The sequence below is a fragment of the Cellulosimicrobium sp. JZ28 genome (assembly GCF_015327065.1).
Lineage (GTDB): Bacteria > Actinomycetota > Actinomycetes > Actinomycetales > Cellulomonadaceae > Cellulosimicrobium > Cellulosimicrobium funkei.
Genome location: NZ_CP017660.1, coordinates 2,254,146 through 2,272,149, shown reverse-complemented (window position 1 = coordinate 2,272,149; position 18,004 = coordinate 2,254,146). Strand labels below are relative to the sequence as shown.

The following is an 18,004-nucleotide window of genomic DNA, read 5'->3' as shown; positions in this document are numbered from 1 at the left end:
TCAGTCCTGGACGGCGGTGGCCCGCGCGCAGCCCGCGCACGTGCCGAACAGCTCGATGGTGTGCTGGATGTCGACGAACCCGTGCGAGGTGCCGACCTGGTTGGCCCAGGCCTCGACCGTCGGGCCGTCGATCTCGACGGTCCGGCCGCACGCCCGGCACACGAGGTGGTGGTGGTGCTCGCGGCGCTCGCACCGACGGTAGAGGTTCTCGCCCTCCTCGGTGCGCAGCACGTCCACGTCGCCGCCGTCCGCGAGGCTCTGCAGCGTGCGGTAGACGGTGGCGAGCCCCACGTTGTCGCCGCGCGTGCGCAGGATCTCGTGGAGCTGCTGGGCGCTGCGGAAGTCCTCCAGGTCCTCCAGCGCGTCCGAGACGGCGGCGCGCTGGCGGGTCATGCGCTGCACGGGTCACCTCCGGTGGTGCGGTGGGTCGACCCCGAGGGTACGAGGTCGAGCTCGACGTCGTCGGGGATGTCCGGGTGCGGGTCCCGCGCGACGCGCGGCCGCCGGCGGACCCACAGGGGTCGCAGCGCGGCGACGACGAGGTACGTCGCGATCGCGAGGACCACGATCGTCGCACCCGGCGAGACGTTGTTCCAGTACGTGAAGGACAGCCCGACGACGCACACGACCACCCCGACGACCGACGCGACGAGCATCGTGCGGCGGAACGAGCGCGTGACGAGCTGGGCGACCGCGACGGGCACGATCATGAGGGCGCTGACGAGCAGCAGCCCGACGACCCGCATCGACACGGTCACGGTGAGCGCGGCGACGACGGCGACGGCGATGTTCAGCGTGCGCACGGGCAGGCCGGACGCGCGCGCGAACTCCTCGTCGTGGCTCACCGAGAACAGCGCGGCCCGCAGACCGACGCCGACGAGCAGGATCACCGCGCTGAGGACGACCGTGAGGACGAGGTCCGACGACGTCACCGTCGAGATCGAGCCGAACAGGTACTGCATGAGGCTGCCGGACGAACCGCCCGCGAGGCTGATGAGCAGGACACCGCCCGCGATGCCGCCGTAGAAGAGGAGCGCGAGCGCGAGGTCACCGCTCGTGCGGCCCCGCTCGCGCACGACCTCGATCGCGACCGCGCCGAGCACCGCCGCGACGACCGCGCCGGGGATCGCGAGCGCGTCGTTCGGCACGACGCCCATCGCCGCGCCCACGAGCCACCCGAGCGCGACGCCGGTGAGCGCGACGTGCCCGATGCCGTCGCCGAGCAGCGAGAGCTTGCGCTGCACGAGGTACGTGCCCACGACGGGGGCGCTGACGCCGACGAGCAGCGCCGCGAGGAGGGCGCGCTGCATGAGCGGGTCGGTGAGCAGCAGGGAGATCTCGGAGAACAGGGTGGTCATGAGGCCGTCCTGGGTGCGTGGCCTGCGGAGAGGTCGGGGTTCAGGGTGTCGGTGAGGCCCGTCTCCGGGCCCGCGGGGCGGTTGTCGCCGTCCACGGGCTCGTGCGGGTGCAGGTGCTGGTGCGTCGCGCCCGCGTGCGTGGACGACGCGCGGGGAGGGGCGCCGTCGTGCACGACCCGCCCGTGGCGCAGGACGACCGCGCGCTCGACGAGCGGGGCGAGCGCCCCGAGCTCGTGGAGCACCACGAGGACCGTGAGGCCGTCGCCCACGAGGCGCGTCATCGTCGCGGCGAACGCCTCCTGGCTCGGCTTGTCGACGCCCGCGACGGGCTCGTCGAGCACGAGCAGGTCGGGCCGGCGCACGAGGGCGCGCGCGATGAGCACGCGCTGCTGCTGCCCGCCCGAGAGCTCGGCCGTCGAGTCGTCGGCGCGGTCCGCGAGGCCCACGAGCTCGAGCGCCTCGACCGTGCGGTCGCGCCACCCGCGCGGGAGCCGGAGACGGCCGCCGCCGAGGAGCCCGGACGCGACGACCTCCGACGCGGTGGACGGCATGCCCGAGGGCGCGCTCACGCGTTGCGGCACGTAGCCGAGCCGCCGCCACGGCAGCCGCGGGCCGAGCGGCGCGCCGAACAGGTCGACGGAGCCGCGGGAGAGCGGCACGATCCCGACGAGCGCGCGGACCAGCGTCGACTTGCCCGACCCGTTCGCGCCGAGGAGCGAGACGACCTCGCCCGCGCGGACCGAGAGGTCGATGCCGCGCAGGATCTCGCTCCCGCCGAGGGTCACGTGGACCTCGCGCGCGGCGATCAGCTCCGGTGCGTCCGTCATGCGCACGCGAGGCCGGACGTGAGCGCCTCGAGGTTGGACTCCATGACCTCACGGTAGTCCGTCGCGCCCTCCGCGAGGCTCTCGAGCGGGTCGAGCAGCGCGGTCCGGACGCCGAGGTCGTCGGCGAGCGTCTGGGTCACCTTGGGGCTGACGAGCGTCTCGAAGAAGAGCGTGGTCACGCCGTTCTCGCGGACGACCTCGCCCACCTCGCGCAGGCGCGCGGGGGAGGGCTCCGCCTCGGGGTCGATCCCGGAGATCCCGACCTGGTGCAGGTCGTAGCGCTCGGCGAGGTAGCCGAAGGCCTCGTGGGAGGTGACGAGCGTCGCGCCCGCGCACGGGGCGAGCGCCTCGGCGAACTCGGCGTCCAGGTCGTCGAGGTCCGCGGTGAGGGCGGCGGCACCGGCCGCGTAGTCGTCGGCGTGGTCGGGGTCGAGCGCGGAGAGCTCGTCGGCGACGGCGTCGCCCACCGCGGCCAGACGGGTCGGGTCGAGCCAGAAGTGCGGGTCCGTGGGGCCGTGGTCGTGACCGTCGCCGGACTCGTCCGCGTGCTCGGCGTGCTCCTCCGCGGTCTCGTCGGCGTGCTCGCCCTCGCCGCCGGGGTGCTCCTCGAGCCCGGCCGACTCCGCGGCGTCGACCACGTGCTCGGGGGCGCGCTGCTCGATGCCCTCGTCGACCGCGGGCTGGAACCCCGAGAGGTAGACGACGAGGTCGGCGTCGCCGATCGAGCGGACCTGCGCGGGTGCGAGCTCGAGGTCGTGCGGCTCGGCCGCGGGCGGCGTGAGGTTCGCGACGTCGACGTGCTCCCCGCCGACCTGCTCGACGACGTACTGGAGCGGGTAGAACGACGCGAGCACCTGGAGCCGGCCGTCGTCGCCGCCTCCTCCCGAGCCGCCGTCCCCGGGGGAGTCGCCGGGGGAGCAGGACGCGACGAGCGCGGCCGTGGCGAGGACGGCGGTGGTGGCGAGGGCGCGACGGCGCCGGGCGGGGGAGCGGTGCATGACCACCAGTCTCCGCCTTCTTGAGAATGAATGTCAAAACCGTTCCCGGTGAGCCGGGTCACGGCCGGGTACGCTGGTCGGTCGGCGCCCGTGCGGGCGTCGCCCACCCGTCCAGCCCCCACGAGCCACGTGCGGGGCCGTGAGCACCAGGAGTGATGTCCGTGGCCGCAGCGCCCTCGCCCACCGCCCGTCTCGACGCCGTCGTCTCCCTCGCCAAGCGGCGCGGGTTCGTCTTCCCCTCGGGCGAGATCTACGGCGGCACCCGCTCCGCGTGGGACTACGGGCCCCTGGGCACCGAGCTCAAGGAGAACATCAAGAAGCAGTGGTGGCGCGCGATGGTCACGAGCCGCGACGACGTCGTGGGTCTCGACTCGTCCGTGATCCTGCCGCGCCAGGTGTGGGTCGCGTCGGGCCACGTGGGCGTCTTCACCGACCCGCTGACGGAGTGCCTGCACTGCCACAAGCGGTTCCGCGAGGACCAGATGATCGAGGAGTTCGAGGAGAAGAAGGGCCGCGCGCCCGAGGGCGGCCTCGCCGAGATCGTCTGCCCGAACTGCGGCACGCGCGGGCAGTGGACCGAGCCGCGCGACTTCAACATGATGCTCAAGACGTACCTCGGCCCCGTCGAGGACGAGTCGGGCCTGCACTACCTGCGCCCCGAGACGGCGCAGGGCATCTTCGTGAACTTCGCCAACGTCATGGGGGCGAGCCGCAAGAAGCCGCCGTTCGGCATCGGCCAGATCGGCAAGTCGTTCCGCAACGAGATCACGCCGGGCAACTTCATCTTCCGCACGCGCGAGTTCGAGCAGATGGAGATGGAGTTCTTCGTCGAGCCCGGCACGGACGCCGAGTGGCACCAGTACTGGATCGACACGCGCACCGACTGGTACGTGGACCTCGGCATCCAGCGCGACAACCTGCGCCTGTACGAGCACCCGCAGGAGAAGCTCTCGCACTACTCGACCCGCACGGTCGACATCGAGTACCGCTTCGGCTTCTCCGGCTCGGAGTGGGGCGAGCTCGAGGGCATCGCGAACCGCACCGACTTCGACCTCAAGACGCACGCCGAGCACTCCGGCAAGGACCTGTCGTACTTCGACCAGACGAAGAACGAGCGCTGGGTGCCCTACGTCATCGAGCCGGCCGCGGGTCTCACGCGTTCGCTCATGGCGTTCCTCGTCGAGGCGTACACCGAGGACGAGGCGCCGAACGCGAAGGGCGGCGTGGACACGCGCACGGTCCTGCGCCTCGACCACCGCCTCGCGCCGGTCAAGGCCGCCGTGCTCCCGCTGAGCCGCAACGAGCAGCTCTCGCCCAAGGCGAAGGACCTCGCGACGGAGCTCCGCAAGTACTGGAACGTCGACTTCGACGACGCCGGCGCCATCGGCCGCCGGTACCGCCGCCAGGACGAGATCGGCACGCCGTTCTGCATCACGGTCGACTTCGACACGCTCGACGACCAGGCCGTGACGATCCGCCACCGCGACTCGATGAGCCAGGAGCGCGTCGCGCTCGACAAGGTCACCGAGTACCTCGCCGGGCACCTGCTCGGCGCCTGACGCGTCACCGGCCCGGCGCACCGGCGCCGGGCACGCAGGAGGGGCGGGACCGTGCGGTCCCGCCCCTCCTGTCGCGTCTCGTCGGGACGCGTCGCCCCCAGCGGCCTCGCGCTAGCGGGCCGCCCCCTTAGCCCTGTTGAGCAGGCCGATCACCAGGCTCACGACGAGCACGATGATGCCGATCCAGATGAGGATCTTCGCGGCCTCGATGGCGACGCCGAGGATGAGGAGCACGGCGCCGACGATGACCAGGATGAGCCAGAGAGGCATGTCGTCCCTTTCGTCCGTGTCCGGCCTGGATTGCCGGACCTCCTCAACACTGCCACGACCGTGCGGTGCTCGCTCGTCGAAACGGGGCTCGTCGTGCAGCGGGAGCCGGGTGGGACAATGGAGCGCGTGACTGCACCCGCTCCTGCCCTCAGCACGACGATCGACCGCCCCGACCCGGGGACCGGTCCGCTCGTCGCGCCGCTGCGGATCGGCCCGATCGTCGTCCGGACGCCGGTGGTCCTCGCCCCGATGGCGGGCGTCACGAACCGCGCGTTCCGCACGCTGTGCCGCGAGGCCGGCGCGTCCGGCGGCGACGACCCCGGCCTCTACGTCGCCGAGATGGTCACGAGCCGCGCGCTCGTCGAGCGCAACCCCGAGGCGCTGCGCATCGTGACGTTCGGCGCCGACGAGACGCCGCGGTCCGCGCAGGTGTACGGCGTGGACCCCGCGACCGTCCGCGAGGCCGTGCGCATCATCGTCGCCGAGGACCGCGCCGACCACGTCGACCTGAACTTCGGCTGCCCGGTGCCCAAGGTCACGCGCAAGGGCGGGGGAGCGGCGCTGCCCTGGAAGCGCGACCTGTTCACCGCGATCGTGCAGGGCGCGGTCGAGGCCGCCCGCCCGTACGGGGTCCCCGTCACCGTGAAGATGCGCAAGGGCATCGACGACGACCACCTCACCTACCTCGAGGCAGGCCGCATCGCGGAGGGCCTGGGCGTCGCCGCCGTCGCGCTGCACGCGCGCACCGCCGCCGAGCACTACTCCGGCACGGCCGACTGGTCCGCGATCGCGCGTCTCAAGGAGGCCGTCACGAGCGTGCCGGTGCTCGGCAACGGCGACATCTGGTCGGCCGAGGACGCCGTGCGCATGGTGCGCGAGACCGGGTGCGACGGCGTCGTCGTCGGGCGCGGCTGCCAGGGCCGGCCGTGGCTGTTCGCCGACCTCGCCGCGGCGTTCGCGGGCCGCCCCGAGCGTGTGCGCCCCGGGCTGCGCGAGGTGGCGGGCACGATCTACCGCCACGGCGAGCTCATGATCGAGTACTTCGACGGCGACGAGGGCAAGGGCATGCGCGACCTGCGCAAGCACATGGCCTGGTACCTCAAGGGCTACGCGGTGGGCGGCGACGCGCGCCGCGCGCTCGCGATGGTCTCGACGCTCGCCGAGCTGCGCGCGCTGCTCGACGACCTCGACCAGGACGCGCCCTACCCCGGCGAGGCCGCCGAGGGTCAGCGCGGCCGGGCCGGGTCGCCCAAGACGCCGCACCTGCCGTACGGCTGGCTCGACTCGCGCGAGCTCGACGCCGAGCACGAGGAGCGCCTGCGCGAGGCCGAGCTGAGCGTCTCCGGCGGCTGAGCGCCGGCTCCTCGCCGACCGCCCCAGCGCGGCCCTGCGCCGACGGGACGAGAAGCGCGACGGCCGGGACCCCCGCGGGGTCCCGGCCGTCGCGCACGACGCGGCGGCGTCGGTCAGTGCGCGCGCAGCCAGACGGTCGTGTCCGACGGGACGCGGACCTGCGGGTCCGCGGAGCGGTCGCTCAGGACCGGGCCGGAGGCCACGAGGACCTCCGCGCCGTGCGGCAGCACCACGGGCTCGGCGCCCAGGTTGGCGAGCACGACGACGTCGCGGTTGCGGAAGGCGACGACGTCCGCTGAGCCGGCGAACTCCTCGACCCACGCGAGCGTGCCCGCGCCCAGACGCTCCGCGCGACGCGTGGCGAGGGCCGTGCGGTACGTCTCGTAGGTCGAGCCCTCGACGCCGCGCTGGACGTCCGCGGCGTAGCGGCCGTACGACTCCGGCTGGGGGAGCCAGGTCTTGCCGGACGGCCCGAACCCGAAGCCCTCGGCGTCGGCGCGCCAGGGAAGGGGGATGCGGCAGCCGTCGCGGCCCGCCTCGGCGCCCTGGGTGCGGAAGAACGCCGGGTCCTCACGGACCTCGTCGGGCAGGGCGGTGTGCTCGGGGAGGCCGAGCTCCTCGCCCTGGTAGAGGTACGACGACCCGGGCAGGCCGAGCATGAGCAGCGACGCGGCGCGTGCGCGGCGCAGGCCGAGCTCCTCGTCGGGCTGCGGGTCGTGGGCGAAGACGCCGTTGGGGCGCAGGCCCGGGTCGGCCAGGCCGAGGCGCGACGCGTGGCGCACGACGTCGTGGTTCGACAGGACCCACGTCGTGGGCGCGCCGACCTCGTCGTTCGCGTGCAGCGACGCCGCGATCACGGTGCGCAGCGGCGCGGCGTCCCAGCCGGTGGTGAGGAACGAGAAGTTGAACGCCTGGTGCATCTCGTCCGGGCGCACGTAGCGCGCGAGGCGCGAGAGCGGCTCGACCCACGCCTCGGCGACGAGCGCACGGTCGCCGTCGTACTCGGCGAGGACGCGGTGCCACGCGCGGTAGATCTCGTGGACGCCGTCCTGGTCGAACATCGGGCCGGAGTTCCCGGCGCCCGTCGAGCCGTCCTCGGGGGCGCCCGGGTCGGTGCCCTCCTCGCCGTCGGCGGCCTCGGTGCCCTCGACCATCGAGACGGTGCCGTCCCAGTCGGGCAGGCCGTCGGCCTTGATCATGCCGTGCGCGACGTCGACGCGGAACCCGTCGACGCCCTTGTCGAGCCAGAAGCGCAGGACCTGCTCGAACTCCTCGCGGACCTCCGGGTTGTCCCACGCGAGGTCGGGCTGGGTCGAGTCGAAGAGGTGCAGGTACCACTGCCCGGGCGTCTCGCCCTCGGCGCCGGTCACGGGGCGGGCGTTCGGACCGGCCGTGACGCGGGTCCACGCGGGGCCGCCGAAGATCGACTGCCAGTTGTTCGGGGGGAGCTCGCCGTGCTCGCCCTCGCCCTCGCGGAAGATGTAGCGTGCGCGCTCCGGCGAGCCCTCGGGCGACGCGAGCGCCGCCTGGAACCAGGCGTGCTGGTCCGACGTGTGGTTCGGGACGAGGTCGACGATGATCCGGATGCCGCGCGCGTGCGCCTGGGCGAGGAGCTCGTCGAAGTCCGCGAGCGTGCCGAACAGCGGGTCCACGTCGCGGTAGTCCGCGACGTCGTAGCCCGCGTCCTTCTGGGGCGAGCGGTAGAACGGGCTCAGCCAGACGGCGTCGACCCCGAGCTCGGCGAGGTGGTCGAGCTTCGAGGTGATGCCGGGCAGGTCGCCGACGCCGTCCCCGTCGCCGTCCGCGAAGGAGCGCGGGTACACCTGGTAGATGACGGCGTCGCGCCACCACTCGGGGGCCTCGCCCGGCCCGGTGTGCACGAGCGCCCCCGTGCTGAAGGGCGCCGGGGCGGTGGCCAGCCCGGTGCTGGTCGCGGCGGCGGTCGGCGTCGAATCGATACGAGTCATCGAGCTGTCGGTCCTCACGTACGTGGTGCTGGGGTTTTCAGGGGATCTTCCGGTGGTGGTCACTCGGCTGGCGGAGCGGGGTGTCGCCGACCCTCCGTCGAGTGTAAGCGCTTGCGGTGCGGTGCCGACGAGGGGTCGGCGGACGCCCGCAGCGAGGTGCGTGGACTTCCGGGCGCCGGTCTCAGGCGGTCGGCGAGCCCGCCGCGGCGACCGTGCTCGCGTCCGTCGCGGACGCCGCGCGGGCCGGGGCGGCCCCGGTCGAGTCGCGGACGATGAGCTCCGGCTGGAAGAGGAGCTCGGTCCGCGGTGCCCGCTCGCCCGCGATCTCCGTGAGGAGCGCGCTGACGGCGGCGTGCGCCATGGCGCTCACGGGCTGGCGCACGGTGGTGAGCGGCGGGTCGGTGAAGGCGATGAGGGGCGAGTCGTCGTAGCCGAGCACCGAGACGTCCTGCGGCACGCGCAGCCCGCGCGAGCGCGCCGCGCGGATGGCGCCGAGCGCCATGAGGTCGGAGCCGCAGACGATCGCGGTGTGGCCCGAGTCGATGAGCTCGCCGCCCGCGGCCTGGCCGCCCTCGACGGTGTAGAGCGTCACGACGACGTGCTGGGCAACCTCCGCCTCGTCGGCGACGAGACCGTGCCGCACGAGCGACTCGGCGAAGCTCGCGAGCTTGCGCTGCGCGGGGACGAAGCGGTCGGGGCCGATCGCGAGGCCGACGCTGCGGTGCCCGAGCGAGACGAGGTGGCGCACCGAGAGCTCGACGCTCGCGACGTCGTCGGGCGAGACGAACGGGGCGTCGATGCCCTCGGCGAAGCCGTTGACCAGGACGATCGGGATGCCCCGGCTGCGCAGCCGCTCGTAGCGCTCGTGGCTCGCCTGGGTGTCCGCGTGCAGGCCGGAGACGAAGACGATGCCGTCGACTGCGTGGTCCATGAGCATGTCGACGTAGTCGTCCTCCGTGGTCCCGCCCGGCGACTGCGTGCACAGCAGCGGCGTGTACCCGTGCTCGGACAGGAGCGACTCGATCGTCTGGGCGAACGCGGGGAAGACCGGGTTGGTCAGCTCCGGGACGACGAGGCCGACGAGGCCGGCGGAGCGGGTGCGCAGCGTCGACGGTCGCTCGTAGCCCAGCACGTCGAGCGCGGCGAGCACCGCCTGGCGGGTCTCGCTCGCGACGCCGGGCTTCCCGTTGAGGACGCGCGAGACCGTCGCCGTGGAGACGCCTGCCTGGGCGGCGAGATCACTGAGACGGGTACGCACATGGGGCAGCGTAGGGGACACCGGACCTCCTCGTCCTGGTCGTCCGGTCGGCGAGCCGCGATCCCCTGTGCGGAGGCGCGCGGACCCGTCGACCGGAGGAGGCGGGTGGGCGCCGGTCGACGCCCTGCAAAGCGTTGCATGAAAGTTACCGCAACGACTTGCACCTGTGCCACCTCCCGCTCTACCGTCGTGCCCATCAGGGTCCGGCGCCGGTGCCAACGCCGGAGCGGGCCGCCCATCACGACACGCTTGGAGTGACCACTGATGCGACGGAGCATCCTTCTTGCCGCCGCGCTGACCACGACGCTGGCGCTGACCGCCTGCTCGTCCGGCGGCTCGGGCGACGAGACCACCGACGAGCCGAGCGCCGAGGGTTCGTCCGCCGGTGGCTCGCTGACCGTCTGGGTCGACGAGACCCGTCAGGACGCCGTGACCGCGGCGGCCGAGTCGTTCGAGACCGAGACGGGCACGACGGTGGACGTCGTGCTCAAGAACTTCGAGGACATCCGGGCGGACTTCCTCGCCCAGGTCCCGACGGGCGAGGGCCCCGACATCACCGTCGGCGCCCACGACTGGCTGGGCGAGCTCACCACGAACGGCGTCGTGGCGCCGCTCGAGCTGGGCGACAAGGCGGCCGAGTTCGAGGACGTCTCCATCGAGGCGTTCACGCAGGACGGCCAGGTCTACGGCCTGCCCTACGCGATCGAGAACATCGCCCTCATCCGCAACACGGCGCTCGCGCCGACCGCCCCCGCCACGTGGGACGAGGCCGTGGCCGCGGGCCAGGCCGCCGGGACGCAGTTCCCGATCCTGGTCCAGTCGGACGGCGACAAGGGTGACCCGTACACCCACTACCCGTTCCAGACGTCGTTCGGCGCTCCCGTCTTCGCGCAGAACGAGGACGGCAGCTACTCGTCCGAGCTCGCGATGGGCGGCCCCGAGGGCCAGGCGTTCGCGCAGTGGCTCGGCGCCCAGGGTGCGGCCGGAGTGCTCAGCCAGGACACGACCTACGACATCGCCGTCGAGGCGTTCAAGAACGGCCAGTCGCCGTTCATCGTCGGCGGTCCGTGGATGATCGACTCGTTCGAGGGCCTCGACCTGTCGATCGACCCGATCCCCACCGCGGGCGGCCAGCCCGCGCAGCCGTTCGTCGGCGTCCAGGGCTTCTACCTGAGCGCGGAGAGCGACAACGCGATCGTCGCGAACGACTTCCTCGTGAACTTCCTGTCCACCGAGGACGCGCAGCTCGCGCTGTACGAGGCGGGCAACCGTCCGCCGGCGCTGACCGCCGCCGCCGACACCGCCGCCGCGGACGACCCGATCGTCGCGGGCTTCCGCGCCGTGGGTGCCGAGGCCGTGCCGATGCCGTCGATCCCCGAGATGGCTTCCGTGTGGAGCTTCTGGGGCGTCACCGAGGCGGCGATCGTCGCCGGTGCCGACCCGGTCTCGAGCTGGGACAAGATGATCGCCGACATCCAGGGCGCGATCGACTCCTGATCCGGGTGCAGCCCGCCGTCGCGGTGCGCAGGGCTCCTGCGCACCGCGACGGCGCGTCCCGACCTCCGGCCCGGAACGGGCCGCGACGCAGCACGACGACACTCCAGAAGACGCAGCACCCCGCGCGTCCGACGACCTCGGAGGCACCACGATGTCCGCCCCTCAGACCACGGCCGGCGACGAGCGCGTCGGCACCTCCGGAGCCGACGGCCCGCCGCCGCGCGGCGAGCGCCGCCTGCGGCCGCGCGACGCCTCGCACGCGCGCGACTACGGGCCCGGGTTCTTCGTCAAGCTCGCCCTCATGGCGGTCGTGGACGCGCTCGGCGTGTACGTGGTCTGGTCGGCGTGGACGGCGGGCTCGTACGGCATCCTCGCCGCGACGATCGCGCTGCTCGTCGCGGCGAACTGGGTGTACTTCTCGAAGCGGTCCCTGCCGCTCAAGTACATCCTGCCCGGCCTGATCTTCCTGCTCGTCTACCAGATCTTCGTCGTCGGGTACACGGGCTACGTGGCGTTCACCAACTACGGCACGGGCCACAACTCGACGAAGGAGCAGGCGGTCTCCGCGCTGCTCATCCAGAACGAGCGCCGGGTCGAGGGCTCGGCGTCGTCCGCGCTGACCGTCGTCGAGGACGGCGACGCGCTCGGGTTCGCGGTCGTCACCGACGACGGCGAGGTCGAGGCCGGCACGGCCGAGCGGCCGCTGTCGGTCGTCGACGGCGCGACCGTCGAGGACGGCCGCGCGACCGAGGTCCCCGGGTACACGGTCCTCCCGCGCGACCAGGTGCTGCAGCGCCAGGCCGAGGTGACCGAGCTGCGCGTCCCCGTCTCGGACGACCCCGAGGACGGCTCGATCCGCACCACCGACGCCCGCACCGGCTACGTGTACACGTCCGCCCTCGAGTGGGACGCGGCGGCGGACACGATGACCGACACCACGACGGGCACGGTCTACACGCCGAACGACGAGGGCCAGTTCGAGGCGCCCGACGGCTCGACCCTCGCGGTCGGGTGGCGCGTCCCGGTCGGGTTCGACAACTTCGTCACCGCGTTCTCGGACGCCCGCTACGCCCAGCCGTTCGTCAAGATCCTGGTGTGGACGTTCGTGTTCGCGATCGGCTCGGTCGCCACGACGTTCCTGCTCGGCCTGTTCCTCGCGATCGTCTTCAACGACACCCGGATGCGCGGGCGCAAGGTCTACCGGACGCTCATGATCCTGCCGTACGCGATCCCGGGCTTCCTCGCGGCGCTGCTGTGGTCGGGGCTGCTCAACACGCGGTTCGGGTTCATCAACGAGGTGATCCTGGGCGGCGCGCACATCCCGTGGCTCACCGACCCCTGGCTGGCGAAGCTGTCCGTGCTCGGGGTGAACCTGTGGCTGGGCTTCCCCTACATGTTCCTCATCTGCACGGGCGCCCTGCAGTCCCTGCCGTCCGACGTCATGGAGGCCGCGAAGATCGACGGCGCGGGCCGCTGGACCACGTGGCGCGCGATCACGCTGCCGCTGCTGCTCATCTCGACCGCGCCGCTGCTCATCTCGTCGTTCGCCTTCAACTTCAACAACTTCACCCTGATCTACATGCTCACCGGGGGCGGGCCACGCTTCGCCGACGCGTCGGTGCCGCTCGGCCACACGGACATCCTCATCTCGATGGTGTACTCGATCTCCGGCGTCGACGGCTCGGCGCAGAAGGACTTCGGGCTCGCGAGCGCCCTGTCGATCGTCATCTTCGTCATCGTGGGGACGATCTCGGCCATCGCCTTCCGCAGCACGCGCAAGTTCGAGGAGATCAGCTGACATGGCGACCACCCAGGCACCCCCCGTCGTCGGCGGCACCGCCGTCCCGGCGTCCCGGAACCGCATGCGCCCGGGGCGCTGGTTCTCCGAGCTGGGCTGGCGGCACGTCGTCGGCGTGATCGCCGTCGTCTACGCCGCGTTCCCGCTCGTGTACGTCCTGTCGGCGTCGCTGTCGGAGAACGGGACGCTCACCGGCTCCAACTCGCTGTTCTCCGACGTGAGCACCGCGAACTACGCCCAGCTCGGCACCACGATGTTCTGGACGTGGATGGGCAACACGCTCGTCATCGCGGTCGCGACGTCGGTCGGCACCGTGCTCATGGGCGCGGCGGCGGCGTACGCGTTCTCGCGGTTCCGCTTCAGCGGCCGGCGCGCCGGCCTCACGTCCCTGCTGATCATCCAGATGTTCCCGCAGATGCTCGCGTTCGTCGCGATCTTCCTGCTGCTCATCTCGCTCGGGAACGTCGTGCCGGTCCTCGGCCTCAACAGCAAGATCGCGCTCGTCGCGGTGTACCTCGGCGGGGCCCTGGGCGTGAACACGTTCCTCATGTACGGGTTCTTCAACACCGTGCCGCGCGAGCTCGACGAGGCCGCGAAGATCGACGGCGCGACCCACACGCAGATCTACTGGACGATCATCCTGCGCCTCGTCGCGCCGATCCTCGCCGTCGTCGCGCTGCTGTCGTTCATCAGCACGTTCGGCGAGTTCATCATCGCCCGCATCGTCCTGTCGTCCGAGAGCAACTGGACCCTCGCCGTCGGGCTGTACGGGTGGGTGTCGTCGCTCAAGGAGGCCAACTGGGGCCTCTTCACGGCCGGTGCCGTCATCTCGGCGCTGCCCGTGCTCGCCCTGTTCCTCTACCTGCAGAAGTACATCGTGGGCGGCCTCACGGCCGGCTCCGTGAAGGGCTGACCGCGTGCACGACGTCGCCACCCCCGTCCCGCACCACGACGGCTCGGCGCTGTACGTCCCCGAGGGCGTCCCCGCCCTCGGGACACGGTCCCCGTCCGCGTGCGCGTGCCCCGGTCCGCCGGCGTGCGCGACGTGTGGCTGCGCACCGTGCGCGACGGCGAGCCGCGCCTCGCCCCGGCGCGCCTCGACCGCTCGGACGAGCACGAGGACTGGTACGTCGCCGAGGTCCTCGTGCACAACCCGGTGACCGGCTACCGGTTCTTCCTCGACGAGGGCGAGGGCGGCTACCGCTGGCTCAACGGCCGGGGGGTGTGGGACCGCGACGTGCCCGACGCCGCGGACTTCCGCCTCACCGTCCACGAGGGCGCGCCCGCGTGGATGCGCGACGGCGTCGTGTACCAGGTCTTCCCCGACCGGTTCGCGCGCTCGGCCGGGGCCGACGGGCGTCCGCTGCCGAAGTGGGCCGTCCCCGCGGCCTGGGACGACGAGCCGCACGGCGCCGGCCCCGACGTCGGCACGCAGTACTACGGGGGCGACCTCGCCGGGGTCGAGGAGCAGCTCGACCACCTCGTGGCGCTCGGCGTCACGACGCTCTACACGACGCCCGTCTTCCCGGGGCGCTCCAACCACCGCTACGACGCGAGCACGTTCGACCACGTCGACCCGCTGCTCGGCGGCGACGCCGCGTACGCGTCGCTGATCCGCGCCGCCCACGCGCGCGGGCTGCGCGTCATGGGCGACCTCACGACGAACCACACGGGCGCCGGGCACGAGTGGTTCGCGCGGGCGCTCGCGGACCCGGGCGCGCCGGAGCGCGACTTCTACTACTGGACCGACGGCGAGCCCGGGTACGTGGGCTGGCTCGAGCACGCGTCGCTGCCGAAGCTGTCGTACGGCTCGGCCGAGCTCGGGGCGCGCATGATCGACGGGCCCGGGTCCGTCGTCGGGCGCTACCTGCGCGAGCCGTTCGGTCTCGACGGATGGCGCATCGACGTCGCCAACATGACGGGGCGCTTCGGCGCCGAGGACCGCACGCTCGACGTCGCGCGGCGCCTGCGCACGACGATGCGGGGCGTGAACCCGGAGGCCGCCCTCGTCGCCGAGCACTTCCACGACGCGTCCGGCGACCTCGCGGGCGACGGCTGGCACGCGAACATGAACTACTCGGCGTTCACGCGCCCGGCGTGGACCTGGCTGTCTCCCGCGCACTCGCCCGTGCCCTACCTCGGGCTGCCCGTGCGCACGCCGCGCCGGGCCGGGCCGGCGGTCGTCGAGACGATGCGCGAGTTCGACGCCGTGCTGCCGTGGCGCGTGACCGCGTCGCAGTGGAACATGCTCGGCTCGCACGACACCCCGCGGCTGCGCTCGATCGTCGGTTCGCGCGAGATGGTCGAGGTCGCGGCGACGCTCCTGCTCACCTACCCGGGCACGCCCGTCGTCTTCGCGGGCGACGAGGTCGGGCTCACGGGCCTCAACGGCGAGCACGCGCGCGCGACCATGCCGTGGGACGACGCGGACTCGGGCCACGGGCGCTGGGACGGCGCGACGTTCGACCTGTACCGGGCGCTCATCGCGGTGCGCCGCGGCTCCGACGCGCTGCGCCACGGCGGCCTGCGCTGGGTGCACGTCGCCGACGACGCGCTCGTCTACCTCCGGGAGACGCCTGAGGAGCGTGTCCTCGTCGCGCTCGCGCGCGCGCCGTGGGGCGGCGTCACGCTGCACCCCGCGCTCGTGGGGCGTGGGGAGCCCGAGCGGCTGCACGGCGCGCTGGACCTCGCCCCGCACGACGGCGGCGCCCGGCTCGCGGGCGACGGCCCGGCCGTCGGGGTGTGGCGGCTGCCCTAGCCGAACAGGTGCGCGACCGCGCGCACCGCGTCGTCGTACTGCGCGTGGTCGAACGTGAACGGCCCGAGCGCGGAGTAGTCCCACTCGGGACGGAACGGCTGCGTGAGGTCGCGCCACGTGACTGTGGTCGCGTCGGCGGCCACGGCCACCTCGAACGGCCAGCACCCCGCCTCGTGGCAGTCGCACGCGAGCACCCACGCGCGGCCGCCCGCGGGCACGCGACCCCGCCCGTACCACTGGTGCGCGGCGTCGCCGTAGCGGAAGAACGCGGGGACCAGCCCGCCGTACGCGCCCGCGGGGAGTACCCGCGCGCCGACTCGAACCGTCCGACGACGTCCACGAGCGACCGGCCGTCCACGTAGGGGACGACCTCGACCAGGCCGTCGACGGTGACGGCCCGCAGCTCGAGCGCACGCGCTGCACCCATACGGCGGAGAGTACGCCCACGGCGGCCCGCCCGCCGTCCGCCACGTGCCGACCGGCGTCGTTACGCTGGGGCCCGTGCAGACGTTCGAGCAGCAGGCGTTCGACCCCGCGGTCGTGGGGACCGGCCCGCGCCCGGCGCGCGGCGAGGAGGGCACGGCGTCGTACTCCGACGCCGACACCGAGCGGTGGTTCGTCGAGTCCCCGAAGTCCCGGGCCCGCACGCCGTTCGAGCGCGACCGCGCGCGCATCGTGCACTCGTCGGCGCTTCGCCGCCTCGGCGCCAAGACGCAGGTGCTCGGGCCGGGCAGCGACGACTTCGTCCGCACCCGGCTCACGCACACGCTCGAGGTCGCGCAGGTGGGCCGCGAGATCGGCAAGGCGCTCGGCTGCGACCCCGACATCGTCGACACCGCGTGCCTCGCGCACGATCTCGGGCACCCGCCGTTCGGGCACAACGGCGAGCGGGCGCTCGCGGACCTCGCGGTCGACGTCGGCGGGTTCGAGGGCAACGCGCAGACGCTGCGCCTCCTCACGCGGCTCGAGCCCAAGGTCGTGGAGGACGGCCGCTCGTACGGGCTCAACCTCACGCGCGCGAGCCTCGACGCGAGCGTCAAGTACCCGTGGGGCGCGGGCGAGGCGCCGCTGCGCGCGGACGGCCGGCCCACCCACAAGTTCGGCGTCTACGAGGACGACCGCCCGGTGTTCGACTGGCTGCGCGCCGGGGCGCCCGCGCAGGTGAAGTGCCTCGAGGCGCAGGTCATGGACCTCGCGGACGACGTGTCGTACTCCGTGCACGACGTCGAGGACGCCGTCGTTGGCGGGCGTATCGAGCTCGCCGTGCTCGACGACCCCGACGAGCGCGCGCGCGTCGTGCGCGCCGTCCACTCCTGGTACGGCACCGCGTACGACGAGGCGGCGCTCGACGCCGCGATCACCCGGCTCCAGGGCACCGGGCACCTGGTCACCGGGTTCGACGGGTCGCGCCGCGCGCTCGCCGCGCTCAAGGACGCCACGAGCCAGCTCATCGGCCGGTTCACGGGCGCGGCCCAGGACGCGACGCGCGCGCTGTTCGGGGACGGCCCGCTCACGCGCTACGCGGCGCGGCTCGTCGTGCCGGACGAGACGGTCGCCGAGATCCTCGTGCTCAAGGGCGTCGCGGTCGCGTACGTCATGGCGCCGCGCGAGCAGGAGCCGCTCTACCAGCGCCAGCGCGAGGTGATCGCCGACCTGGTGCACGTCCTGGGCGACCGCGCGCCCGTCGCGCTCGAGCCGTCGTTCGCGGCGGACTGGGAGGCGGCGCCCGACGACGCGGCCCGCCTGCGCGTGGTGATCGACCAGGTCGCGTCGCTCACCGACGTCTCCGCGATGCAGCTGCACGCGCGCCTCGTCCGCCCGCCCGCCTGACCGGCGGGCGCACGGGCCGGGTCAGCCGCGCTCGGCGACCCACGCGTCGCTCGCGCGCTGCACGTCCTCGGCCGTCACCGACTCCGCGACGGTCGCGAAGTACCAGCGGTGCCCGAACGGGTCGCGCACCGCCGCCTGGCGGAACCCCTCGAACCAGTCCGACGGCTCCGCGAGGCTCGACGCGCCGGCCGCGAGCGCCCGCGCGTACGCGGCGTCGGTGTCCTCGACCGGGACGGTGAACGACGCGTGCGTCGGGGCGCCGGGCTCGGGCGCGACCGAGTCCGGCGGGAACGCCTCCGCGACGGTGAACGTGCTGGTCCCCGCCGGGGAGACGAGCCGCAGGTCGGAGTGGATGACGGCGTCGCCCGCCGTGATCGTGTCGATCACCTCGGCGCCGAGCGCGGCCTCGTAGAACGCGATGGCCTCGCGCGCGCCGCTCACCGTGACGTTGGGGTGCAGTGCCGACATCTCCATGGTGTCCTCCTCCTCGTGGTTCCCGCCCACCCGGGGCGGGCCGTCCCCTCATGCTCG

General features: G+C 73.2%; 16 protein-coding genes. 7 read left to right on the top strand and 9 right to left on the bottom strand.

What is annotated here, in order from left to right:
- From BJP59_RS10395 to BJP59_RS10380, 4 genes are read right to left on the bottom strand one after another with little or no spacing between them, the layout of a single operon-like run.
- Positions 1-393 (bottom strand): Fur family transcriptional regulator, encoded by a 393-nt coding sequence (locus BJP59_RS10395; RefSeq protein WP_009864106.1) that lies wholly within the window; start codon positions 391-393, stop codon positions 1-3.
- Positions 390-1,358, bottom strand: a complete 969-nt coding sequence (locus BJP59_RS10390; RefSeq protein WP_086151093.1) for a metal ABC transporter permease — start codon at positions 1,356-1,358, stop codon at positions 390-392. The genes BJP59_RS10395 and BJP59_RS10390 overlap by 4 nt, the downstream gene beginning before the upstream one ends.
- Positions 1,355-2,185, bottom strand: a complete 831-nt coding sequence (locus BJP59_RS10385) for a metal ABC transporter ATP-binding protein (protein ID WP_194520879.1) — start codon at positions 2,183-2,185, stop codon at positions 1,355-1,357. The genes BJP59_RS10390 and BJP59_RS10385 overlap by 4 nt, the downstream gene beginning before the upstream one ends.
- Entirely contained in the window at positions 2,182-3,183 is a 1,002-nt protein-coding gene (locus BJP59_RS10380; RefSeq protein WP_194520878.1) for a metal ABC transporter substrate-binding protein, read from the bottom strand. The genes BJP59_RS10385 and BJP59_RS10380 overlap by 4 nt, the downstream gene beginning before the upstream one ends.
- Positions 3,184-3,344: 161 nt before the next feature.
- Here BJP59_RS10380 and BJP59_RS10375 point away from each other — a divergent pair, with 161 nt between their 5' ends.
- A complete protein-coding gene (locus BJP59_RS10375) occupies positions 3,345-4,742 on the top strand; it encodes a glycine--tRNA ligase (RefSeq protein ID WP_021482542.1) in 1,398 nt (465 codons plus the stop codon).
- 111 nt (positions 4,743-4,853) lie between these two features.
- On the opposite strand, the gene BJP59_RS10370 is transcribed toward BJP59_RS10375, so the two are convergent.
- The gene (locus BJP59_RS10370; protein ID WP_021483859.1) at positions 4,854-5,012 is read right to left on the bottom strand and encodes a hypothetical protein; all 159 of its coding nucleotides are present in this window, start codon (positions 5,010-5,012) and stop codon (positions 4,854-4,856) included.
- A gap of 117 nt (positions 5,013-5,129) precedes the next feature.
- Between BJP59_RS10370 and dusB the strand changes: the two genes are divergently transcribed.
- Positions 5,130-6,365, top strand: coding sequence for a tRNA dihydrouridine synthase DusB (gene dusB / locus BJP59_RS10365; protein WP_194520877.1), 1,236 nt, complete (start codon positions 5,130-5,132; stop codon positions 6,363-6,365).
- Between the two features lie 113 nt (positions 6,366-6,478).
- Here the strand turns inward: dusB and BJP59_RS10360 are convergent, their stop codons facing one another.
- Positions 6,479-8,332, bottom strand: a complete 1,854-nt coding sequence (locus BJP59_RS10360; RefSeq protein ID WP_194520876.1) for a glycoside hydrolase family 13 protein — start codon at positions 8,330-8,332, stop codon at positions 6,479-6,481.
- 181 nt (positions 8,333-8,513) lie between these two features.
- Positions 8,514-9,590, bottom strand: a complete 1,077-nt coding sequence (locus BJP59_RS10355; protein ID WP_228485004.1) for a LacI family DNA-binding transcriptional regulator — start codon at positions 9,588-9,590, stop codon at positions 8,514-8,516.
- A gap of 264 nt (positions 9,591-9,854) precedes the next feature.
- On the opposite strand from BJP59_RS10355, the gene BJP59_RS10350 reads away from it, so the two are divergent.
- The 4 genes from BJP59_RS10350 (at position 9,855) to BJP59_RS10335 (ending at position 15,643) form a co-directional block, all read left to right on the top strand.
- Positions 9,855-11,087 (top strand): sugar ABC transporter substrate-binding protein, encoded by a 1,233-nt coding sequence (locus tag BJP59_RS10350; protein ID WP_021482604.1) that lies wholly within the window; start codon positions 9,855-9,857, stop codon positions 11,085-11,087.
- 151 nt (positions 11,088-11,238) lie between these two features.
- Entirely contained in the window at positions 11,239-12,885 is a 1,647-nt protein-coding gene (locus BJP59_RS10345) for an ABC transporter permease subunit (protein ID WP_194520875.1), read from the top strand.
- 1 nt (position 12,886) lies between these two features.
- On the top strand, positions 12,887-13,798 hold the full coding sequence (locus BJP59_RS10340; RefSeq protein WP_009864775.1) for a sugar ABC transporter permease: 912 nt from the start codon (positions 12,887-12,889) through the stop codon (positions 13,796-13,798).
- 99 nt (positions 13,799-13,897) lie between these two features.
- Positions 13,898-15,643, top strand: a complete 1,746-nt coding sequence (locus BJP59_RS10335; protein WP_228485003.1) for a glycoside hydrolase family 13 protein — start codon at positions 13,898-13,900, stop codon at positions 15,641-15,643.
- On the opposite strand, the gene BJP59_RS10330 is transcribed toward BJP59_RS10335, so the two are convergent.
- Positions 15,640-15,861, bottom strand: a complete 222-nt coding sequence (locus BJP59_RS10330; RefSeq protein WP_194520874.1) for a hypothetical protein — start codon at positions 15,859-15,861, stop codon at positions 15,640-15,642. The two genes, BJP59_RS10335 and BJP59_RS10330, sit on opposite strands and share 4 nt — an antisense overlap.
- A gap of 322 nt (positions 15,862-16,183) precedes the next feature.
- On the opposite strand from BJP59_RS10330, the gene BJP59_RS10325 reads away from it, so the two are divergent.
- Complete coding sequence (locus BJP59_RS10325; RefSeq protein ID WP_228485424.1) at positions 16,184-17,473, top strand: deoxyguanosinetriphosphate triphosphohydrolase; 1,290 nt, start codon at positions 16,184-16,186, stop codon at positions 17,471-17,473.
- A gap of 21 nt (positions 17,474-17,494) precedes the next feature.
- On the opposite strand, the gene BJP59_RS10320 is transcribed toward BJP59_RS10325, so the two are convergent.
- Positions 17,495-17,947 carry a VOC family protein gene (locus tag BJP59_RS10320; protein WP_194520872.1) on the bottom strand — a complete coding sequence of 151 codons (453 nt, stop codon included), beginning with the start codon at positions 17,945-17,947 and terminating at the stop codon, positions 17,495-17,497.
- Positions 17,948-18,004: the final 57 nt, after the last annotated feature.